The organism is Sporomusa intestinalis (assembly GCF_055383785.1).
The window spans coordinates 5,422,020-5,438,228 of sequence record NZ_AP042390.1; the positions used below are offsets into that span (position 1 = coordinate 5,422,020).

At 48.3% G+C, this 16,209-nt stretch carries 12 protein-coding genes; 4 read left to right on the top strand and 8 right to left on the bottom strand.

What is annotated here, in order from left to right:
* Nucleotides 1-52: 52 nt before the first annotated feature.
* The gene (locus tag ACZ481_RS25140) at nucleotides 53-1,765 is read left to right on the top strand and encodes a bifunctional diguanylate cyclase/phosphodiesterase (protein WP_464768078.1); all 1,713 of its coding nucleotides are present in this window, start codon (nucleotides 53-55) and stop codon (nucleotides 1,763-1,765) included.
* Between the two features lie 64 nt (nucleotides 1,766-1,829).
* Here ACZ481_RS25140 and ACZ481_RS25145 read toward each other — a convergent pair whose 3' ends face one another.
* From ACZ481_RS25145 to ACZ481_RS25155, 3 genes are all read right to left on the bottom strand, one after another.
* On the bottom strand, nucleotides 1,830-2,099 hold the full coding sequence (locus ACZ481_RS25145; RefSeq protein ID WP_464768079.1) for a hypothetical protein: 270 nt from the start codon (nucleotides 2,097-2,099) through the stop codon (nucleotides 1,830-1,832).
* Between the two features lie 323 nt (nucleotides 2,100-2,422).
* On the bottom strand, nucleotides 2,423-4,387 hold the full coding sequence (locus ACZ481_RS25150) for a methyl-accepting chemotaxis protein (protein ID WP_464768080.1): 1,965 nt from the start codon (nucleotides 4,385-4,387) through the stop codon (nucleotides 2,423-2,425).
* A 99-nt stretch (nucleotides 4,388-4,486) separates the two neighbouring features.
* Nucleotides 4,487-5,737, bottom strand: coding sequence for an MFS transporter (locus ACZ481_RS25155; protein ID WP_464768081.1), 1,251 nt, complete (start codon nucleotides 5,735-5,737; stop codon nucleotides 4,487-4,489).
* A gap of 242 nt (nucleotides 5,738-5,979) precedes the next feature.
* On the opposite strand from ACZ481_RS25155, the gene ACZ481_RS25160 reads away from it, so the two are divergent.
* Nucleotides 5,980-6,876, top strand: a complete 897-nt coding sequence (locus ACZ481_RS25160; RefSeq protein WP_464768082.1) for a DMT family transporter — start codon at nucleotides 5,980-5,982, stop codon at nucleotides 6,874-6,876.
* 107 nt (nucleotides 6,877-6,983) lie between these two features.
* Here the strand turns inward: ACZ481_RS25160 and ACZ481_RS25165 are convergent, their stop codons facing one another.
* Nucleotides 6,984-7,670 (bottom strand): NAD(P)-binding domain-containing protein, encoded by a 687-nt coding sequence (locus ACZ481_RS25165; RefSeq protein ID WP_464768083.1) that lies wholly within the window; start codon nucleotides 7,668-7,670, stop codon nucleotides 6,984-6,986.
* Nucleotides 7,671-8,044: 374 nt separating this feature from the next.
* Here ACZ481_RS25165 and ACZ481_RS25170 point away from each other — a divergent pair, with 374 nt between their 5' ends.
* Nucleotides 8,045-9,430: a PhoH family protein gene (locus ACZ481_RS25170; RefSeq protein WP_464768084.1), complete on the top strand. Its 1,386-nt coding sequence runs from the start codon at nucleotides 8,045-8,047 to the stop codon at nucleotides 9,428-9,430.
* A gap of 185 nt (nucleotides 9,431-9,615) precedes the next feature.
* On the opposite strand, the gene ACZ481_RS25175 is transcribed toward ACZ481_RS25170, so the two are convergent.
* Together ACZ481_RS25175 and ACZ481_RS25180 are read right to left on the bottom strand one after the other, a co-directional pair.
* A complete protein-coding gene (locus ACZ481_RS25175) occupies nucleotides 9,616-10,875 on the bottom strand; it encodes a DUF445 family protein (protein ID WP_464768085.1) in 1,260 nt (419 codons plus the stop codon).
* Complete coding sequence (locus ACZ481_RS25180) at nucleotides 10,872-12,110, bottom strand: DUF445 domain-containing protein (RefSeq protein ID WP_464768086.1); 1,239 nt, start codon at nucleotides 12,108-12,110, stop codon at nucleotides 10,872-10,874. Before ACZ481_RS25180 ends, ACZ481_RS25175 begins: the two co-directional genes overlap by 4 nt.
* 570 nt (nucleotides 12,111-12,680) lie before the next feature.
* Between ACZ481_RS25180 and ACZ481_RS25185 the strand changes: the two genes are divergently transcribed.
* The gene (locus tag ACZ481_RS25185) at nucleotides 12,681-14,396 is read left to right on the top strand and encodes a methyl-accepting chemotaxis protein (RefSeq protein ID WP_464768087.1); all 1,716 of its coding nucleotides are present in this window, start codon (nucleotides 12,681-12,683) and stop codon (nucleotides 14,394-14,396) included.
* Nucleotides 14,397-14,405: 9 nt separating this feature from the next.
* Here the strand turns inward: ACZ481_RS25185 and ACZ481_RS25190 are convergent, their stop codons facing one another.
* Together ACZ481_RS25190 and ACZ481_RS25195 are read right to left on the bottom strand one after the other, a co-directional pair.
* Nucleotides 14,406-15,149: an ABC transporter permease gene (locus ACZ481_RS25190; RefSeq protein ID WP_464768088.1), complete on the bottom strand. Its 744-nt coding sequence runs from the start codon at nucleotides 15,147-15,149 to the stop codon at nucleotides 14,406-14,408.
* A gap of 5 nt (nucleotides 15,150-15,154) precedes the next feature.
* A complete protein-coding gene (locus ACZ481_RS25195) occupies nucleotides 15,155-16,084 on the bottom strand; it encodes an ABC transporter ATP-binding protein (protein ID WP_464768089.1) in 930 nt (309 codons plus the stop codon).
* Nucleotides 16,085-16,209 lie beyond the last annotated feature (125 nt).

Genomic DNA, 16,209 nt, shown 5'->3' on the forward strand with positions numbered 1-16,209 from the left:
CAGCAGTGTTATGATAAAATTACATAAGTATATTTAGGAGGTACATCCGGGTGTGAATCAATTAGATTCCAACTTCGACGAATTTCATCAGATATTTAATTCGGCCGCTGACGGCATGTGTGTAATTGCCCGTGATTTCACTATCCTCAGAGTAAATAATGCTTTTACTGCGCTGACCGGTTTCACCCGTGAACAAGCCATCGGAAAAAAATGCTATGCATTAACGCCAAATCCACGGTGCCAGACTCCGTCCTGCCCGCTGCTGTACATTGTAGAATCCTTACAACGGTTCGATTGTGATATAACTTTAAAAAATAAGGCCGGTGATGAAAGAGATTGCATACTAACGGCTACGCCATTATTAAATCAGGCGCGCGAATTAACCGGTATTATTACCTGCATAAAAGATATTACTGAACGGAAGCGCCTTGAGGATGAGCTTGTCGTGATGAATAAAAAATTAGAAAAAAAAGTTGCCGAACACACGCGCGCCCTGAAAGAACAGGAGAGTCAGCTTGTCCGGCTGCTCTATACCGATACGCTGACCAGCCTCCCCAACCGCTTACGCTTACTCAGGGATGTTGCCAAATCTAAAATCCCTGTTGTAGCCCTGATTAACATTGACGACTTTGAACAAATAAATAACTTTTACGGTTATAGCGAAGGCGATTTCATCCTCGTAAGCCTGGCCCGGCTTTTATTGGATATTTTGCCTAGTTCAGACTATACACTTTATAAAATGCATGCTGATGAATACGCTATCTTTCTTGATGCGCAGTCCACGCTTAATCTGCCTATGATTCTCGATGACTTTGAACGGCTGGCTAAACATATTGCCTTAACGCTCCAGACTACCCGTTTTTCCAGCAATCACCAGGAAGTTTTGTTGCGGGTAACTACCGGTATCGCCTTTGCTGCCAGCGCCGATCCGAAAAGATTGGTTATTAAGGCCGACATCGCCCTGCGGGAAGCCCGAGCGGAACGCAGACCTTATCTGTTTTTTCGGGAAACAGATGGCATTGATGCCCGCTATCAGGATAATATTAAATGGGCAAAATTACTCCAGGAAGCCATCAAAAATGACCGTATTATCCCTTATTTTCAACCAATATATAACCACAGGGAACCTAATAGCCCCCATTATGAAGTGCTGGCGCGGCTAGCCGATAACCGGGGAAAAATTATTGCCCCCCAGCAGTTTATTGATATTGCCAAAGCTACCAGGCAATACCCGGCCATTACGAAAGCCATGATTGAAAAATCCTTTTACCTGTTCAAAGATCTGCCAAACGAAATATCTATCAACCTTGATGTGGAAGATATGCTTGATCCGCAGACAACTGCTATGATTCAGGAACATCTGGAGAAATACAAAATAAACCATAAAGTGGCCTTTGAAGTATTGGAGAATCATAGCCTGGAAACCCACACTGCCGCTGGACAATTTTTAAAGTCCCTAAAAAAATCCGGCTGCAAACTGGCTGTTGATGACTTTGGATCAGGTTATTCCAATTTTGCTTATGTACTGTCGCTGGACTTCGACTATTTAAAAATTGACGCCTCGCTGATTAAAAATATTGATCAGGATGTCAATTCACAATCTATTGTTAAAAGCATTGTAGCCTTTGCGCAAGACATGGGTATTAAAACAGTTGCCGAATTTGTCCACTCTAAATCAGTATTTACCAAAGTCCAGCAATATAATATTGATTTTTCTCAAGGTTATTATATTGCCAAACCAAGTCCATGGCTGCTTAATAATTAGAAATCGCTTACTTTCTGATTATAAAAACAGGCTCCCTGCAAAGGAAGCCTTGGCGTGCTAATAGTTATAGAGGATAGCAGGGACGTGGATAACACTGGCGCCAGGGGTAGCAGCCTTGGCGTGGCCGGCAGCCTTGGCGTGGATAGCAGCCATACCGCGGATAGCAATTGCGCCGCGGGGAACAGCCAAAACCGAAGCCTAAACCTAAGCCCAGAATAAAAGGCAGTACCTGTCTGTCTTCCCTTATCTTGTCGTTTTCCTCCCACTCGTCTTCCTCATCGTCCCAGTCATCAATCTCGGGGGGCTCCCAATAAGGTTTTTTTATATTTGACACCTAATCCTCCTCCTTTACCGCTCACTCTTCCAAGCTAATTTCGCTCCTGCGTATTAGGGATAATTGCCGCAAAGTGAAAATGCACTTACACTACATAATATGCAAAGCCTATACTTTGGTTACAGCGACGGTATGTAAACTTAAGAAAAAACTTGGCTTGTGCCAAGTCCTTGAAGGCGCCGGCAGAAGCTAAGTTTTTTCTATCCCTTAGATCATAGCCTTTGGATTTTTATAAATTCTGACGGGGTAAAGAAAACACGGCTTGCGCCGAGTCTGGGGCGAAAACGGAAGCCGATGGCCACGAAACCATCGGCTTTCATCTGCTATACCTTAAACCGCACAACCATTTCTTTTAACTCAGCCGCCATACTTGTTAACTCTTCCGCACTGGCAGCCACTGTTTCGACAGCAGCCGCCGTCTGCTCGGCGGCAGTAGCCACATCTTTACTTAATCCGGCTGTCGCTTGCAAGCCCTGGGTCAAATTGCCAATCAACGCAACAATCTGGTTGGAGGTAGCAACCTCCTCATCAGCCACTTGCATAATCTGGTTAATATCTGTAACTGTTGCACCTGCCGCTGCCAAAATGCTCTCTAATGCCGAGCTGGCGGCATCTGTGGACCTTACTACCTGTTCCATGCCTGCCCGGCTTTGTTGCGCAGCCGCTACCGCCAGCGTTGTGCTGTCGGTTACCTTACTTAAGAGAGCCCCTACATCCTGCGCCCCTTTGCTTGATTGTTCGGCAAGCTTACGTACCTCTTCAGCCACAACCGCAAAACCACGCCCGGCTTCGCCGGCCCGGGCCGCTTCAATCGCAGCGTTTAATGCCAGGAGATTAGTCTGAGCCGCAATACCGGTTATGGTTTCGGTAATCACACCGATTTGACTGGAATAATCATTCAATTTGCCAATAAGCTCTTCTGTTTCTAAGATTTTCGACTGCATCGCCGTAATACCGGCAATTGTCCCCGCTACGGTGGACTGCCCGTTGGCAGCCGCCTGAGAAGCCGTAGCCGAAACGTCTTGAGCCGACATAGCCCTTTCTTTCGCTAATGAAATCAGCGACGCCAGCTGGACAAGAACCTGGGCTGCTTTTTCAGCAGCTGATTCTCCTGCTTGCGAGTTGCCTGCCACCTTGCCGATACTACCGGCGACCTCATTAACCGTCGAACTCATCTCTTCACTCGAAGCCGCCAGGTGTTCGGAGGCCGAAGCAATCTCCTGGCTGGCCCTCATTACCGCCCCCACAAGCTCCCCCTGGTTAGCAATCATAATATTGAACGATTGCGTTAACCTGCCAATCTCGTCCTGCGACTTCACCTCAGCCCTGACTGTCAAATCACCCTGACCGACATATTGCATCAAGCCTGCCAGTTCTTGCAGTGGTTTGGTCAGCTTCCGTGCAACCCAGGCCGAGAAGATAATACCGATAACAAAGATCACTAGCCCGACTGCGCCCATAGTGAGCAGGCTCTTATTACGCACAGCAACCGCCTCAACCTCTGATTTACCGGCAAAGAGAACCCCAACCGGCTTTTGGTCACTGCCCAGCAGCGGCTGATAATAAGTAACATAAGGCATCCCCAAAATATTAGCATTGCCGGTAAACGGCATATTATTATTTAACACTGTCGTGGCAATATTACTATCCAGTTTAGTACCAACGACCCTTTTGCCGTCTTGCTCAACTGTGGTGGCTACCCTCACATCGCCGGCAAAAATAGTAGTATCGACTTTATGTACCGCTTTTACCCGATCAACAAATACATCCTCGGAAACAACAGTTCCCGCCACTACAGCCCCGGCAGCATTGCCGCCCGTGTCTTTTACCGGCACCACCGCAATACTCATAACAGCCTGGCCTGGTACAGCTTCATAAAAGGCGGCTGTCTGGCCTTGCTGAGCTGCTGTGACAGCTGCTTGACTTGCCATGATCTGGCCATCGCTGGCTATGCTCCGGCCCTGATTATCCAGCACCTGCACAAAAGATATCTTGCCCTGACTGCTCAGGCCTGCAATCGCCCGCATGGCAGCAGCAGGATCCTGGGCAACAAGCGCCTGCATAATATCCGGTCGTCCGGCAACCAGAGCCGCCGCTGTACTGACGCGTTCCCGGCAGTCTTCAAGCTCCAGGCTTAGACCGGCCACCCCCTGGATAGCTGCGCCGCGATTAACCCCGTCAGTATACTCAAACAAAAAGTAACTGCTCGCAGCTAACAGCAGGACTGAGATCACGAGTATAATAAGACCGGTATAAAGCGATTGTTTAAACTGAATACTTTGAAACATAACACAGCGCCTCCTTCATATAAAATAACTACTTATAAAAAATAATTATTTGTTAGTTTTTATATTCTATGTGCAAATAATAAATTCCTCTTTTATTACCTAAAAAAGTCCTTTTTTTCTATAAACCGGATGTGCCGCTGATCGCCATAAGGGCAATTTCCAGGTAAAAACAATGGCCCCGGCCAATGCCAGCAATCCACTAATAAAAAAGGTAGCCGGTGTGCCGATGATACCGGCGGCATGGCCGGCAAGCAAACTGCCGATCGGTGTAATTCCGCCAAAGGACAATACATACAAACTCATAACACGGCCCCGTTTATCTTCATCTACCAGGGTTTGAATAATTGTATTGGTTGAAGCCATCTGGGCAATAAGACCAAAGCCCATGATAAAAGCAATAGGCAGCGAAAGCCACAATACCTCGGCCAGGGAAAATGCCATTAGTCCTGCGGCAAAGAGAATAGAGTTGACTGCAATCATCTTTTCGATACCAACGACAGTCTTACGGGCTGCCAAACAAATAGTGCCAATAAGAGCCCCCAGACCAAAAACAGCCATTAGCCACCCCAATGTCTCCGGGCCGCCCCCTAAAACCTGTCCGGCAAACAACGGCATCAGCGGCATAACCGGAAAGCCCACCAGGCTTGTAAGCGCCAGCAGTAAAAGCACCATCCGGATAGGCAGGCAATGATATGTATAAGTACACCCTTCCTTTAATCCACATAGTATATTAGCAGATGAAGCCGCAATCACTTGCTGCCCAGTCAGCCTCAATGCCAATAGTGCCCCCACGCTGGCGATATAGCTCAGTCCGTTAAACAAATAGCATAACCCTTCCCCGAAAGCGGCAATCGCCAGCCCGGCAATGGAAGGCCCAATAATCCGCGCCCCGTTAAACATCGCTGAATTAAGAGCAATGGCATTAGCCAAGTCTTCTTTATCTTCAACAATCTGGGCAATAAAGGCCTGACGGGCCGGCATATCAAAAGAGTTAATCATACCTAACAATGTGTTTAGTATAACTATGTGCCATACCGCCACAGTACCGGTAAACACCAGGGCAGCCAGGGTTAATGCCTGCACCATACTCAGGACCTGCGTCCAGAGTATCACCCGGTACCTGTTCCAACGGTCCAGAAGCACGCCGGCAACCGGTATTAACACAACGCCGGCAATTTGTCCGGCAAAATCGACATTTCCCAGTATTTGCGGCGACTGGGTCAGGCGGTATACCAGCCAGATTGTTGCCGTTCGCTGCATCCAGGTACCAATCAGCGACAGGCCGTGCCCGAAATAAAACAGCCGGTAATTGCGATGTCTTAAGGCTCTAAAGGTTTGTTGAATATCCAACCGAAGCACCCGCCCCATTTCTAATACGCCAGATAACTATTAGTTTATTCCCGATTATGGCAGGCGTCAACTCTGGGCAGGCGATTAATTGCCAAATCCGGTGGTGGCCGGGAAACCCTGTGCTGTAAGAATATTGCGTGATTGGGGCGCAACACGGAAGCGGCTGAATTAGTTGTTGCTTCCAGCTCTTCCTCATGATACTATCGGTATTATAAGAAACTAATTGAAATTAGGCGATTTCAGTGAATAACTATCGTATTTATAGCATGCTCATCGGTGTCATTTTCCTGTGGGGCATCAATGTTGTCATGATAAAATACTTGACTAATTTTTATCCACCACTGGCTCTGGCCGGTATCCGGATGGTATTGGCGGCCCTCTTCTTACTGCCGGCAATATTGTATCAGGGTGGCTGGCAGCCTGTACCGCGCACAGCCTGGTGGCCAATCTGCGGTGTAGCTGTTTTCTGTATCTTTCTGCATCAGCTTAGCTTGTCCTGGGGCATCAAGGCTACCAGTGCTACACATGCCACACTGATACTCGCGCTCAATCCCTTGCTAACCACCCTGCTGGCCAGCTGGCTTATCCGGGAACCGCTCAGCAGGAACAAGTTACTTGGGGTCGCGTTCGGGCTGGCGGGGATACTACTTATTATTTCCGGCAAAGCCGATACAGTCGGCGCCAGCTTTCTCGGTGATGGTGTTATGTTCGTTGCCATGCTCACATATGTACTGGGCTCGCTGTGTGTAAAAAAAGGCACTGCTTTTGTTCCGCCGCTGGTTATCACCGCTTACAGTCATGTACTAGCTGCTCCGGCACTGATGGTGCTTGGCTTATTTACCAACCCGGTCTGGATGTATGAGGGGGCGCTGAATTTCTGGCCGCTGGCTGTTTTGCTGTTCTCCAGTTGGTTCAGCACAGCTTTGGGGGCACTGTTATGGAATACAGGGGTTCATCATATCGGTGCCTCAACCGCTTCCCTGTTTTTAAACGGCCAGCCAGTCGTCGGACTTTTTGCATCAGCCTTGTTTTTAAATGAACAATTAGTTTGGCAGCATTACCTGTCACTTTTTTTTGTACTCACAGGCGTTAGTCTGGGTACAGGCGTGCTGTGCCGCCGGTCAAAGGCCACTTATTAGCATTTCACTGCACTCTCGGCAGAAGGTTCTTACACTGATGGCTCATGGCATTCAGTATGATATGAAGAGGGCTATCGGCAAATTCGCCGATAGCCCTCTTATTCTTGTTATTTGCTTAACTTTGCTCTTACGGCACTAACAACCTCGCGGGCAAACGGGCCAAGATCATCATCGGCATAAGCCTTCATTATTCCGGCTGCAACCTGACGAATGGCACTTTTAATTACATCAGGGCTCGCGTACGGTTGGCTGCGCAAGGTCTCTTCGATTAAGACCGCAGCAGTCAGAGCCTGTTCAGCAGCCTGCGTATTAATATAGGCAACGCAGTCCGCCTGACCAAGGATGATCTTACCTACCGGCGTAAATATTGCCTGAACCAGGGCGGCAAGTTCGGCTGGCTCCTCGTCAACAATAATAATGGGCTCCGCCCCCTGGGCCATTTCCCTGGCCTGGGCAACAAACTTAGCCCCAATGTAGCTAAGATGAGTAGCAGCAGCTACAGCCAGCACGTCTTTAGTCACATTAGTCGCCACATTAATCATATTGATCGGCTTTCCCAGTTGATTGAACTCTTTAATTAAACTTATGACTTCCCGGTCAGGCACAACCAGGATAATTGTGCCCAATTCGGCCAGTTCTTCCAGATTAGCGGCCGCTGCAACCCCTGTTTGCCGGGAAACTGTCAGCAATCTGCTCTCATCGCGGTCAAAAATTTTAAGATTGACATGACCAGCTAATTTACCTGTGAGTACCTTTCCCATACGACCCACGCCAATCAAACCAACCGCCTTCATCTTCGCCACCTCATCTAATCAGGTTACCTTTCCTCCCTCTTATTCATACAATATAAGAAAAGACTTGCCGTTCGCAAAGTCCTTCAGGACGCATAGCCTTGGTCTTTTCTTACATTATCGGCTAGGGATGCTTTTAATGTTGAATTAAATTCTTTGTAATATATGCCTCTGGCTCCTAGGTGGTGCAGACTGGGATACAGGGTTGGAATTTAACCTCTAATTAACAAATTACTAACATACTTAAGCCGTAACACAAGTACAATTTAACATAGGCACACCTAGTTTGCCCAAAACAGTGCGGCCTTATTAGCTGAAGAAAGGGGATTGCTTTTTACACTGAGAGCGTTACGTCATACTTAAGGGGGCCATAGTCAATGTCAAAATGTTATGTACTTGATACCAACGTTTTGCTTCATTCGCCTAATTCCTTATTTGCCTTCAACGAGCATACGGTCATACTCCCGGAGGTTGTGATCGAAGAACTTGACCGGTTTAAAAAGGAAAGCAGTGAGCGTGGTGCCCATAGCCGACACGTCAGCAGACTTATAGATAATTTCCGGCTGCAAGGTAATCTGTTAGAGGGTGTTACCCTGAACGAGTTTGGTGGTATTTTACGGCTTGAGGCCAACCACACCTGTACCGAAATGCCAGTGCACTGGGATAAGGAAAAAGGTGATAACCGTATCCTTCAGGTCTGTAAAGGATTAATGGAAAGCGGCCATCAGGCAATTTTGGTCAGCAGGGATACAAATATGCGGGTCAAGGCAGCTATTCTTGAAATTCCGGCGGAAGATTTCCGCAATGACAAAGTCGCCACAATTGACCAGCAATATACCGGCCGCCAAACAGTATATACGACGAGCAAGATTATTAACGATTTTTACCGCGATGATGTTAATTGTCTGGACCCGTCCAAGCTTTTCACCTATGATGAAAACTCAGGCATCATGGCCCCTGCTGCATTCATTACCAATCAGTTTCTATTAATAAAGTCATCAGATAACGACAGACATACCGCCCTTGGACGGTTTGACGGCCAGAAAGTTGTCCAGCTGCGTTACCGCAGCCGGAATCCTTTTGGCGTAATCCCAAGAAATGTTGGACAAATATTTATGCAGGAATGCTTAATGATGAGTGCGGAAGAGGCGCCGCTTGTCATTATTAAAGGCCCAGCCGGCACAGCCAAAACTTTTTATTCGCTGGCAGTAGGGCTATATAAGCACATGGACTGCCGCCCGCGCGAGTACCATCACATTTTAATCTGCCGGCCTCATTGTATGCTTGATGAAGGGCTGGGCTACCTTCCCGGCACAGAAGCGGAAAAACTCGAACCGTATATGCGGTCGATAAAAGATAATTTGTTTACTTTAATGTCAGGCAGTTCAATAGCTGATGATAAAGATGTCGCCCAAGCAGAGGACACTGTCAATATGATGTTTGAAAAAGGTATTATTCAGACAGAGGCCCTGGCATACCAGCGCGGCCGCTCCCTCCAGCGATACTGGGTTATGTTCGACGAAATGCAAAATGCCACTCCCCGTCAGGCCAAAGCGGTGTTAACCCGGTCCGGACAGGGAACTAAGATTATTTTACTGGGAGATCCGGCACAAATCGATAACCCCCTCCTCGACAGCCAGTCCAATGGCTTATGTTATGCCGGTGAAAAGATGATTGGCTCTAAACTTTGCTATCAGCTAACGATGCTGCCGGAAGAATGTGAACGCTCCCCTTTAGCAGCGGAGGCTGCCATGCGTTTATAAAGAAAACGCGGCTTGCGCCGAGCCTGAGCGAAAGCGGAAGCCGCTGTTGCCCTTATCCAGGGAAAGTTAACCTTTCTATCCTGAAAAATACATTTTTCATTCTTTGCTGGTGCCAGCGTAATGGCATGAGTGTCTATCAGGATGAAAGATACCCCAGCCTGCAGGCTGGGGTATCTTTATTGCATCTATAGCAGTGTTTTCAGAATCGCCAGCCCCAGTCCGGCCAGCCCGCCGACAAGAACACCGTTAATTCGAATCCACTCCAGGTCTTCTCCGGCTTTCTCTTCAATAAAGCGATTAAGGTCTTCATCAGATAACTTCTGTAAGGCCTGCCTGGCAACTGTCCCCACAAGCTGATGCTCATTATCAATCAATTTATTGAGAAGTGCCTTGATATAGGCCTCGGCTTGACTCTGCATAGCAGGATTCTGTTTAAAGTTTTCCCAGCTGCTTTCCAGCTTATCGGCCAGCCAGCCAGTCAGGTAATGGCGATAAGTCGATGGAACTCCCAGTTCGTTCACCACAACCGCGATTAATGCCCGCAGCGGCTCCACAAGCGAAATCCTGTTAACAAGGCTGTTCTGCCAAACAGTAACCGCGTTTTCCCACTCAGGCGTCTCCAGCTTAACAATCAGTTCTGCCAGTTGATCTTCAAACCAAAGCCAAACAGGATGTTCTTCCTCATAAAGTTCATCTATCGTTTTAATAAGCTCCTGCTGTAGGGCCTCAGCCGCAGCTGACAGGTTAATCCCGTCTATACTTTCCATGAAACCCGTCACCACTGCCGACAGCCAGTTTTTCTTCGCTGTTTTCTGCTTAACCCGTTCCAGATAAAGAAAAATAGTGTCGCGGGTTTTTTCTGACCGGGCCAGTACAGCAAGCTCATCAATCATTGCTATATACACTTGCCGGCCTTTGCCTTGTTCCAGAAGCCAACGAATAGCATCGCCGGAGTGTTCAGCCAGCGGTTGATTCTTCAAAAGAAACTTAATCACTCTCGCGGCATATTTAGCAGCAATATCGGTATTAACTGACATTAGCAGCCCGGAAATAAGTTTATCAGCGGTTTGTTTAAAAAGCGGCTTGAAAGAAATGGTTTCCGACCGGACCAGTACCTGTTTAATAATTGCAGCCTCCATAAGCCTGTCAGTGATCGACTGTTTGCTAAGAAAGTCCTGCTCCACGGCCTGTACTAACCCTTCAATAAGCTGTTCCCGATTGCGGGGAATAAGCGCAGTGTGGTAAGGGAATCCCAGCGGCCGGCGAAATAACGCTGTTACGGCGAACCAGTCCGCCACACCGCCGGCCAGGCTGGCTTCGGCCACAGTCAATAACAGCCGGTACCACCAGTTACCCGGATACAGATATACCAGCACCAGCGAGACCACAAACAAAACGGCGGCGGCGGCCAGGGCCTGATTGGCCCTCCCTTTGACGGCCCTCATGGTCCCACCCCAACAGCAGTGATAACGAGGAATAAGACGATGCCAACCAGGCCGCCGACTATAGAGCCATTAATCCTTATCATTTGCAAATCATTCATTACTCTTGTCTCTATATAGTCGACAAGTTCGTCATCGCTAAAACCGGCCAGCCAATTGGCAATAAAGCCCCCAATCTCCCCCTGATTTTTTTCTACCCATTCAACAAAATAATCAATCAGCAGCGTATCAACCTTTTTTTGCCGGCTTTCATCATCTGTCAGTTCATCGGCCAGCTTTATTACCTGCCGGATTAACCACTTGGACCAGCCGGCGGCGACTTCCGGTTCAGCTGCCTGCTGCTCCCCCAAGCGCTTTGCCAGTTTCACCGCTAGTGGCCTTAGTTTTTGTTCAGCCTGCTGGCTGAATAGGGCATCAGTTTGCAGATTGCCGGCAAGCTCAACAAGCCAGCTGCGCAAACGCTGGCGCAGTGGATGGTCATAGCTGTGCATACCTTCCAGAAACTCTGCCACTTGTTCCTGGATCAGCCCTGCCACTGTGGCCGGATTGAGACTAAGCAGATTTTCTAATATCCACCCTGCGAGCTTACGCTGGTTTTGCCTGGCAGCATAGTCCCTGAGGGCACCGCTATACATCGTGGCAATGATATCGGCCATATACTTCTCACCAGTCATGTGTTTAATTTCAGCGATCGTAAAATCGATTAATTCCTCAACAAAGCCGCTTGCTAATGACCATTCCAAAGCTTGGCCGGCCAAAGGCGAAAATTTTATTTTGTCCGCGTTTTCTTGCAGCAATAAGTCAAGCCGGTCTGCTGCTTTCCCTGCATCAATAGCGCCACCGGCCATCAATACAAGGTCGCTTACTAAAGAATGCAACTGCTGTCTGGCCTCGGCCTGGCCCGCATAATGCATGATCAGTTTCGCTAAACCAACCTGGCCGAGTGTTTCTTTAATATTATTGACGGTTAGAAGTTCTTCTTCCACCATAGTAATAATTGCTTTTAAAATGCGTTCACGGTTTTTCGGAATAATTGCAGTACGGTACGGGATCTGCAAAGGCTTTCTGAACAAAGCCGTTACAGCATACCAGTCAGCCAGGCCGCCAACCAGCGCAGCGCTAAAGGCACTTGTTGACAGCCCGCCCCAAAAAGTGTGCTGATAAGGATAGCTCAGAAAAAAACCAGCAGCGGCACCCACTAAAGTTGCTGTCGCAATATGACGATTGTCAGCCTTCATCACTCCACCTTCTATTCCTTTTTCAGATTATAGGTAAATATTGAAAGCAGTATTCTAGCCTGCCAAATCATAAGATTAGACGATGCCTCAGTTCAGAATAAGCCAGCACTTCCTCCGGTTCCCATTTTTGGCCTGTCACGTCCATTGCTATCCCTTCTTCCGCACGGTACAATAAGAATACCATTATTGAAAGGGTGAGACAATGTCTATCACACGCTGGTTTTCTCATGCAATTACCGGATGTCCGGAAACAGACCTGGACCACACTATGTACGGTACAACCCATTGCCGCACCTGCGGCCGGGTTACCTTCGTCTCAGACACCCTGCCCAAAATCAGCAGATTTAAAAAATCAAATTATCTTAGACCGCGTTAACAATTACCCCGGCTAAGCCGGGGATATTTACATAACCGCCAGACTGGCTCCTCCAGACTGGCGGTTTATTATTTCCCAATTAAACCAACCTAGTTTAAAGGAAATATATCCAAGTCTGTCGAAAATAATGGAAAATATCACAGCCCCTGTTATTTTTACATAGAATATAGCACGGAAGAGCTTGGAGGGTTATTATGCAGTTTATTAAGAATCTCGCAACTGCCAAAAAAATAATCGGGTTAGTATTGCTGGTCACTGTCTTCTTAACTTGTGTCGGATATGTTGGTTATCACTTTACTGCTAAGCTGAGCGACAGTTTAGACAACATGTACGCAAACAGGTTACTGCCGGTGAAATATTTAAATGCGATGAGAGCGCACTCCCGGGCCATTGAAGCAAATATCGTCGAGTTGTTTCTGCCCAATATTGGCAAAGCCCGCGAAAACCAGCTTGCTGCCGATATTACCGCGCGGGTTGCCGAATTTAATGAAGTTCTGACCGTCTATGAGCAAACCCCGCTGGATACTTATGAGCAGGAGCGGCTGGGCAACCTCAAAGAAGCCCTCAGCGCCTACCGGACTGCCCGTGATCAAAGTCTTAGCATGGTTATAGCGGGACAAAAACAAGCTGCATATGAAAACTACGAGCACAATGCGCTAAAGCACTTAGATGCCATTAATGTTCTGCTTAAAGAGCTCGCTGATTACAGTGATACCAAGGCCGATGCAGCCAGCGAACAGGGCAGACAGGATTCGAAAATCGCCGCAGCAACCATCCTGGCAGCAGTTATTACCGCAATTATTCTCGCCTTATCTGTCGGCCTGTTCTTTTCACGGTTGATTGTCAATCCGATTAAACGTCTCCAGGCAATGACAGTCGAAGTCGGCCATGGAAATCTGACTGTACAGGAACATGTGGACTCAACAGATGAAATTGGACATTTGACCCAGGCTTTCAACACCATGATCGAGGATCAACGCAAGATTGTCAGCACCGTGCGCCAGGCCGCAATTGAGCTCGCTGCTGCCTCGGAGCAACTGGCGGCCTCCAGCCAGGAGGTATCATCAACTGCCACCGAGGTGGCACGCAACGTGCAAGAGGTGGCGCAGGAAGCTGAATCCGGCAATAAAGCGGTAGTGGATACTTCCAAGGTTTTGCTGGAGCTATCATCAATGATTCAAATTGCCAGAAAACTAGCCGAATCCTCTGTCCGCAATTCTAAAAACACCCTAAAAACCGCCACTGCCGGTTCAGAAACGGTATCAGAAGCGGTTGCCCGGATGTCAGGCATAAAAGATAAGACAGTCGAAACAGAAGAACAAATTGCCGTGTTAAGCAGATACTCCGAGCAGATCGGCCTGCTGACTGATACGATAACGACTATTGCCAGCCAAACAAACCTGCTGGCTTTGAATGCCGCCATTGAGGCGGCCCGGGCCGGTGAAGCAGGCCGGGGCTTTGCCGTGGTAGCGGAGGAAGTTCGTAAACTGGCAGAGCAGTCCAACCATGAGGCCGGTGAAGTCGCCGAACTTGTTAAAAAGATTGCTGAAAGCACGGCTGCTGCCGTTGCGGCAACGCAACACAGCCGGGCCGAGGTAGAATACGGGGTATCAGCCGTCAACCATGCCGGCGAAGCCCTGAACAATATTCTAACTGCAGTGAATAACACAGTCAATGATATTGATAGTATTGGCAATATCACGGCAGATGAGGTAGCCACTTCCGACAAAATAATTAAATTGATTAATACTGTGGCTTCCGGCATTGAAACAACGGCGGCCAATGCCGAAATGGTTTCGGCCTCCACTGAGGAAACAACCGCCACCATGGAAACAATTGCTGCCAGCGCCGAAGAAATGAGCGCCATGGCTAATCATTTGCGCAGTACTGTCGAAAGGTTTAACGTATAGCTTTCGCAGTTACGCAATCAGCCGTTTGGTCAGCAATCTGACGGCAAGGGGCATAAAGATGACAGCGACGGCCAACAGCACCCCGGCATGCACCAGCAGGCCGGGGTTAATATTTCCCAAGGCCATGGCCCGGCACACCTCAACACTATGGTAGATTGGATTAAACCAGGCCACAACCTGCGCCCATGCCGGCATCGAATGGATGGGAAAAAATACGCCGGAAAACAAATAAGACGGTGTTAAAAACAACGTAACATAATAATTGAATTTGTCAATATTGTCGGTTATGCCTGTGTAGCATATGGCTAAGAGTGAGAACGTCAGGCCAGGGATCACGAGAAACACCGGTATAAGGGCTGCCCACCAGGATTGCACCTGCCCGAGGACAGCAATCACACTCAAGATAACCAGCCCGAACAGCATACTTTTAAAGGTGGCATACATAATATCGCCGGCAACTATATCGCGGACAGTCACCGGCCCCGCCAGCATAGCCTGAAACGTTTTCTGATAATGAAGCCTGATAAAGCTTCCGTAGGTACATTCGAAAGAAGCCGCAAACATTGCCGACGAAGCCACCATCCCCGGGGCTATATACTGAATATAGGACAGACCGTCAATATTCTGAACAAAGGCGCCTAAGCCATAGCCCATAGCCGTAAGATACAGCAGCGGCTCAATAAAATTAAACATAATATTGCCAAACCAGATCTTACGGAATACCGCCAAATGGCGGGCAAAAATCTTTAGCATCGCTATTACTCTTCTTTCCCCCTGCCGGTAAGTTTTAAGAAAACATCTTCAAGATTGGCGGGCCGCAGCAGGCAGGCCTGCCTGGACAGCCCCCACCCGTCTAAACAACGCCACAGGGCCTCCCCATCAGCAGCATACAAAAACAAGCCGTCAACCACTTTGATTGCTTCACCGCCCCAGGCCGCAACCCTGGCTTCCAGACCTGCAGGCACCTGGGCCAACGGCAAATGCACCTCAACTACAAAAGGCAAAACACAGCGCCCGATTAACTCCCCCGGGCTGCCTGCTTCCAGGATAATGCCTTCGTGCATAATAACCAGCTGATCACATAATTGCACTGCCTCTTCCATATAGTGAGTCGTCAGGATTAAGGTAACTCCTTCCGCTTTAAGACTCCTTAACTTTTGCCACACCAAATGCCGGGCCTGAGGATCAAGCCCTGTGGTTGGCTCATCCAGGATAACAATCTCCGGTCTGTTCATAAGCGCCCGGGCAATAACCAAACGCCGTTTTAGACCGCCTGATAAACTCTCAATCGCGCAGTGCTCTTTATCTTCCAGCCCCATAAACTCCAGCAGCTCTTGCCCCCGCGCCCGGGCCTGGGTACGGGTTAAACCATAAATTCCCCCATATACCTCCAGGTTTTCGATAACAGATAAATCATCGTCGAGGTTATCCTCTTGCGGTACAACCCCCAGCCGGCCTTTAACAGCCGGCGGGGTTAGCTTAATGGATTGTTCAAACAGCCACAGCCGGCCTTCTTCCACAGTAGACATACCATAGATCATCCGCATTGTCGTTGTCTTACCGGCACCGTTATGTCCCAGAAAGCCAAAACACTGCCCCATATGTATGGTAAAGGAGATGCCTTTAAGGGCCGGAAAGCCGCCATATGTTTTCCCAAGCTTCTCAGCTCGTACAACCGGTAAATACATACAATCCCCTTTCATATTACAAGTCATATGTATATAATACCACTGCCAATACAGTTTTGTCTGCAATGGCCTCCCCGTTGAGCAAATAAAGGACAGCGCCAGCCAAAAACAGCTATGACCTCCTA

Excerpts from the sequence above, each read along its gene's own strand:
- ACZ481_RS25150 (WP_464768080.1), bottom strand. The coding sequence starts at position 4,387 with ATGTTTCAAAGTATTCAGTTTAAACAATCGCTTTATACCGGTCTTATT.
- ACZ481_RS25165 (WP_464768083.1), bottom strand. The coding sequence starts at position 7,670 with ATGAAGGCGGTTGGTTTGATTGGCGTGGGTCGTATGGGAAAGGTACTC.
- ACZ481_RS25170 (WP_464768084.1), top strand. The coding sequence starts at position 8,045 with ATGTCAAAATGTTATGTACTTGATACCAACGTTTTGCTTCATTCGCCT.
- ACZ481_RS25175 (WP_464768085.1), bottom strand. The coding sequence starts at position 10,875 with ATGAGGGCCGTCAAAGGGAGGGCCAATCAGGCCCTGGCCGCCGCCGCC.
- ACZ481_RS25180 (WP_464768086.1), bottom strand. The coding sequence starts at position 12,110 with ATGAAGGCTGACAATCGTCATATTGCGACAGCAACTTTAGTGGGTGCC.
- ACZ481_RS25185 (WP_464768087.1), top strand. The coding sequence starts at position 12,681 with ATGCAGTTTATTAAGAATCTCGCAACTGCCAAAAAAATAATCGGGTTA.
- ACZ481_RS25190 (WP_464768088.1), bottom strand. The coding sequence starts at position 15,149 with ATGCTAAAGATTTTTGCCCGCCATTTGGCGGTATTCCGTAAGATCTGG.
- ACZ481_RS25195 (WP_464768089.1), bottom strand. The coding sequence starts at position 16,084 with ATGTATTTACCGGTTGTACGAGCTGAGAAGCTTGGGAAAACATATGGC.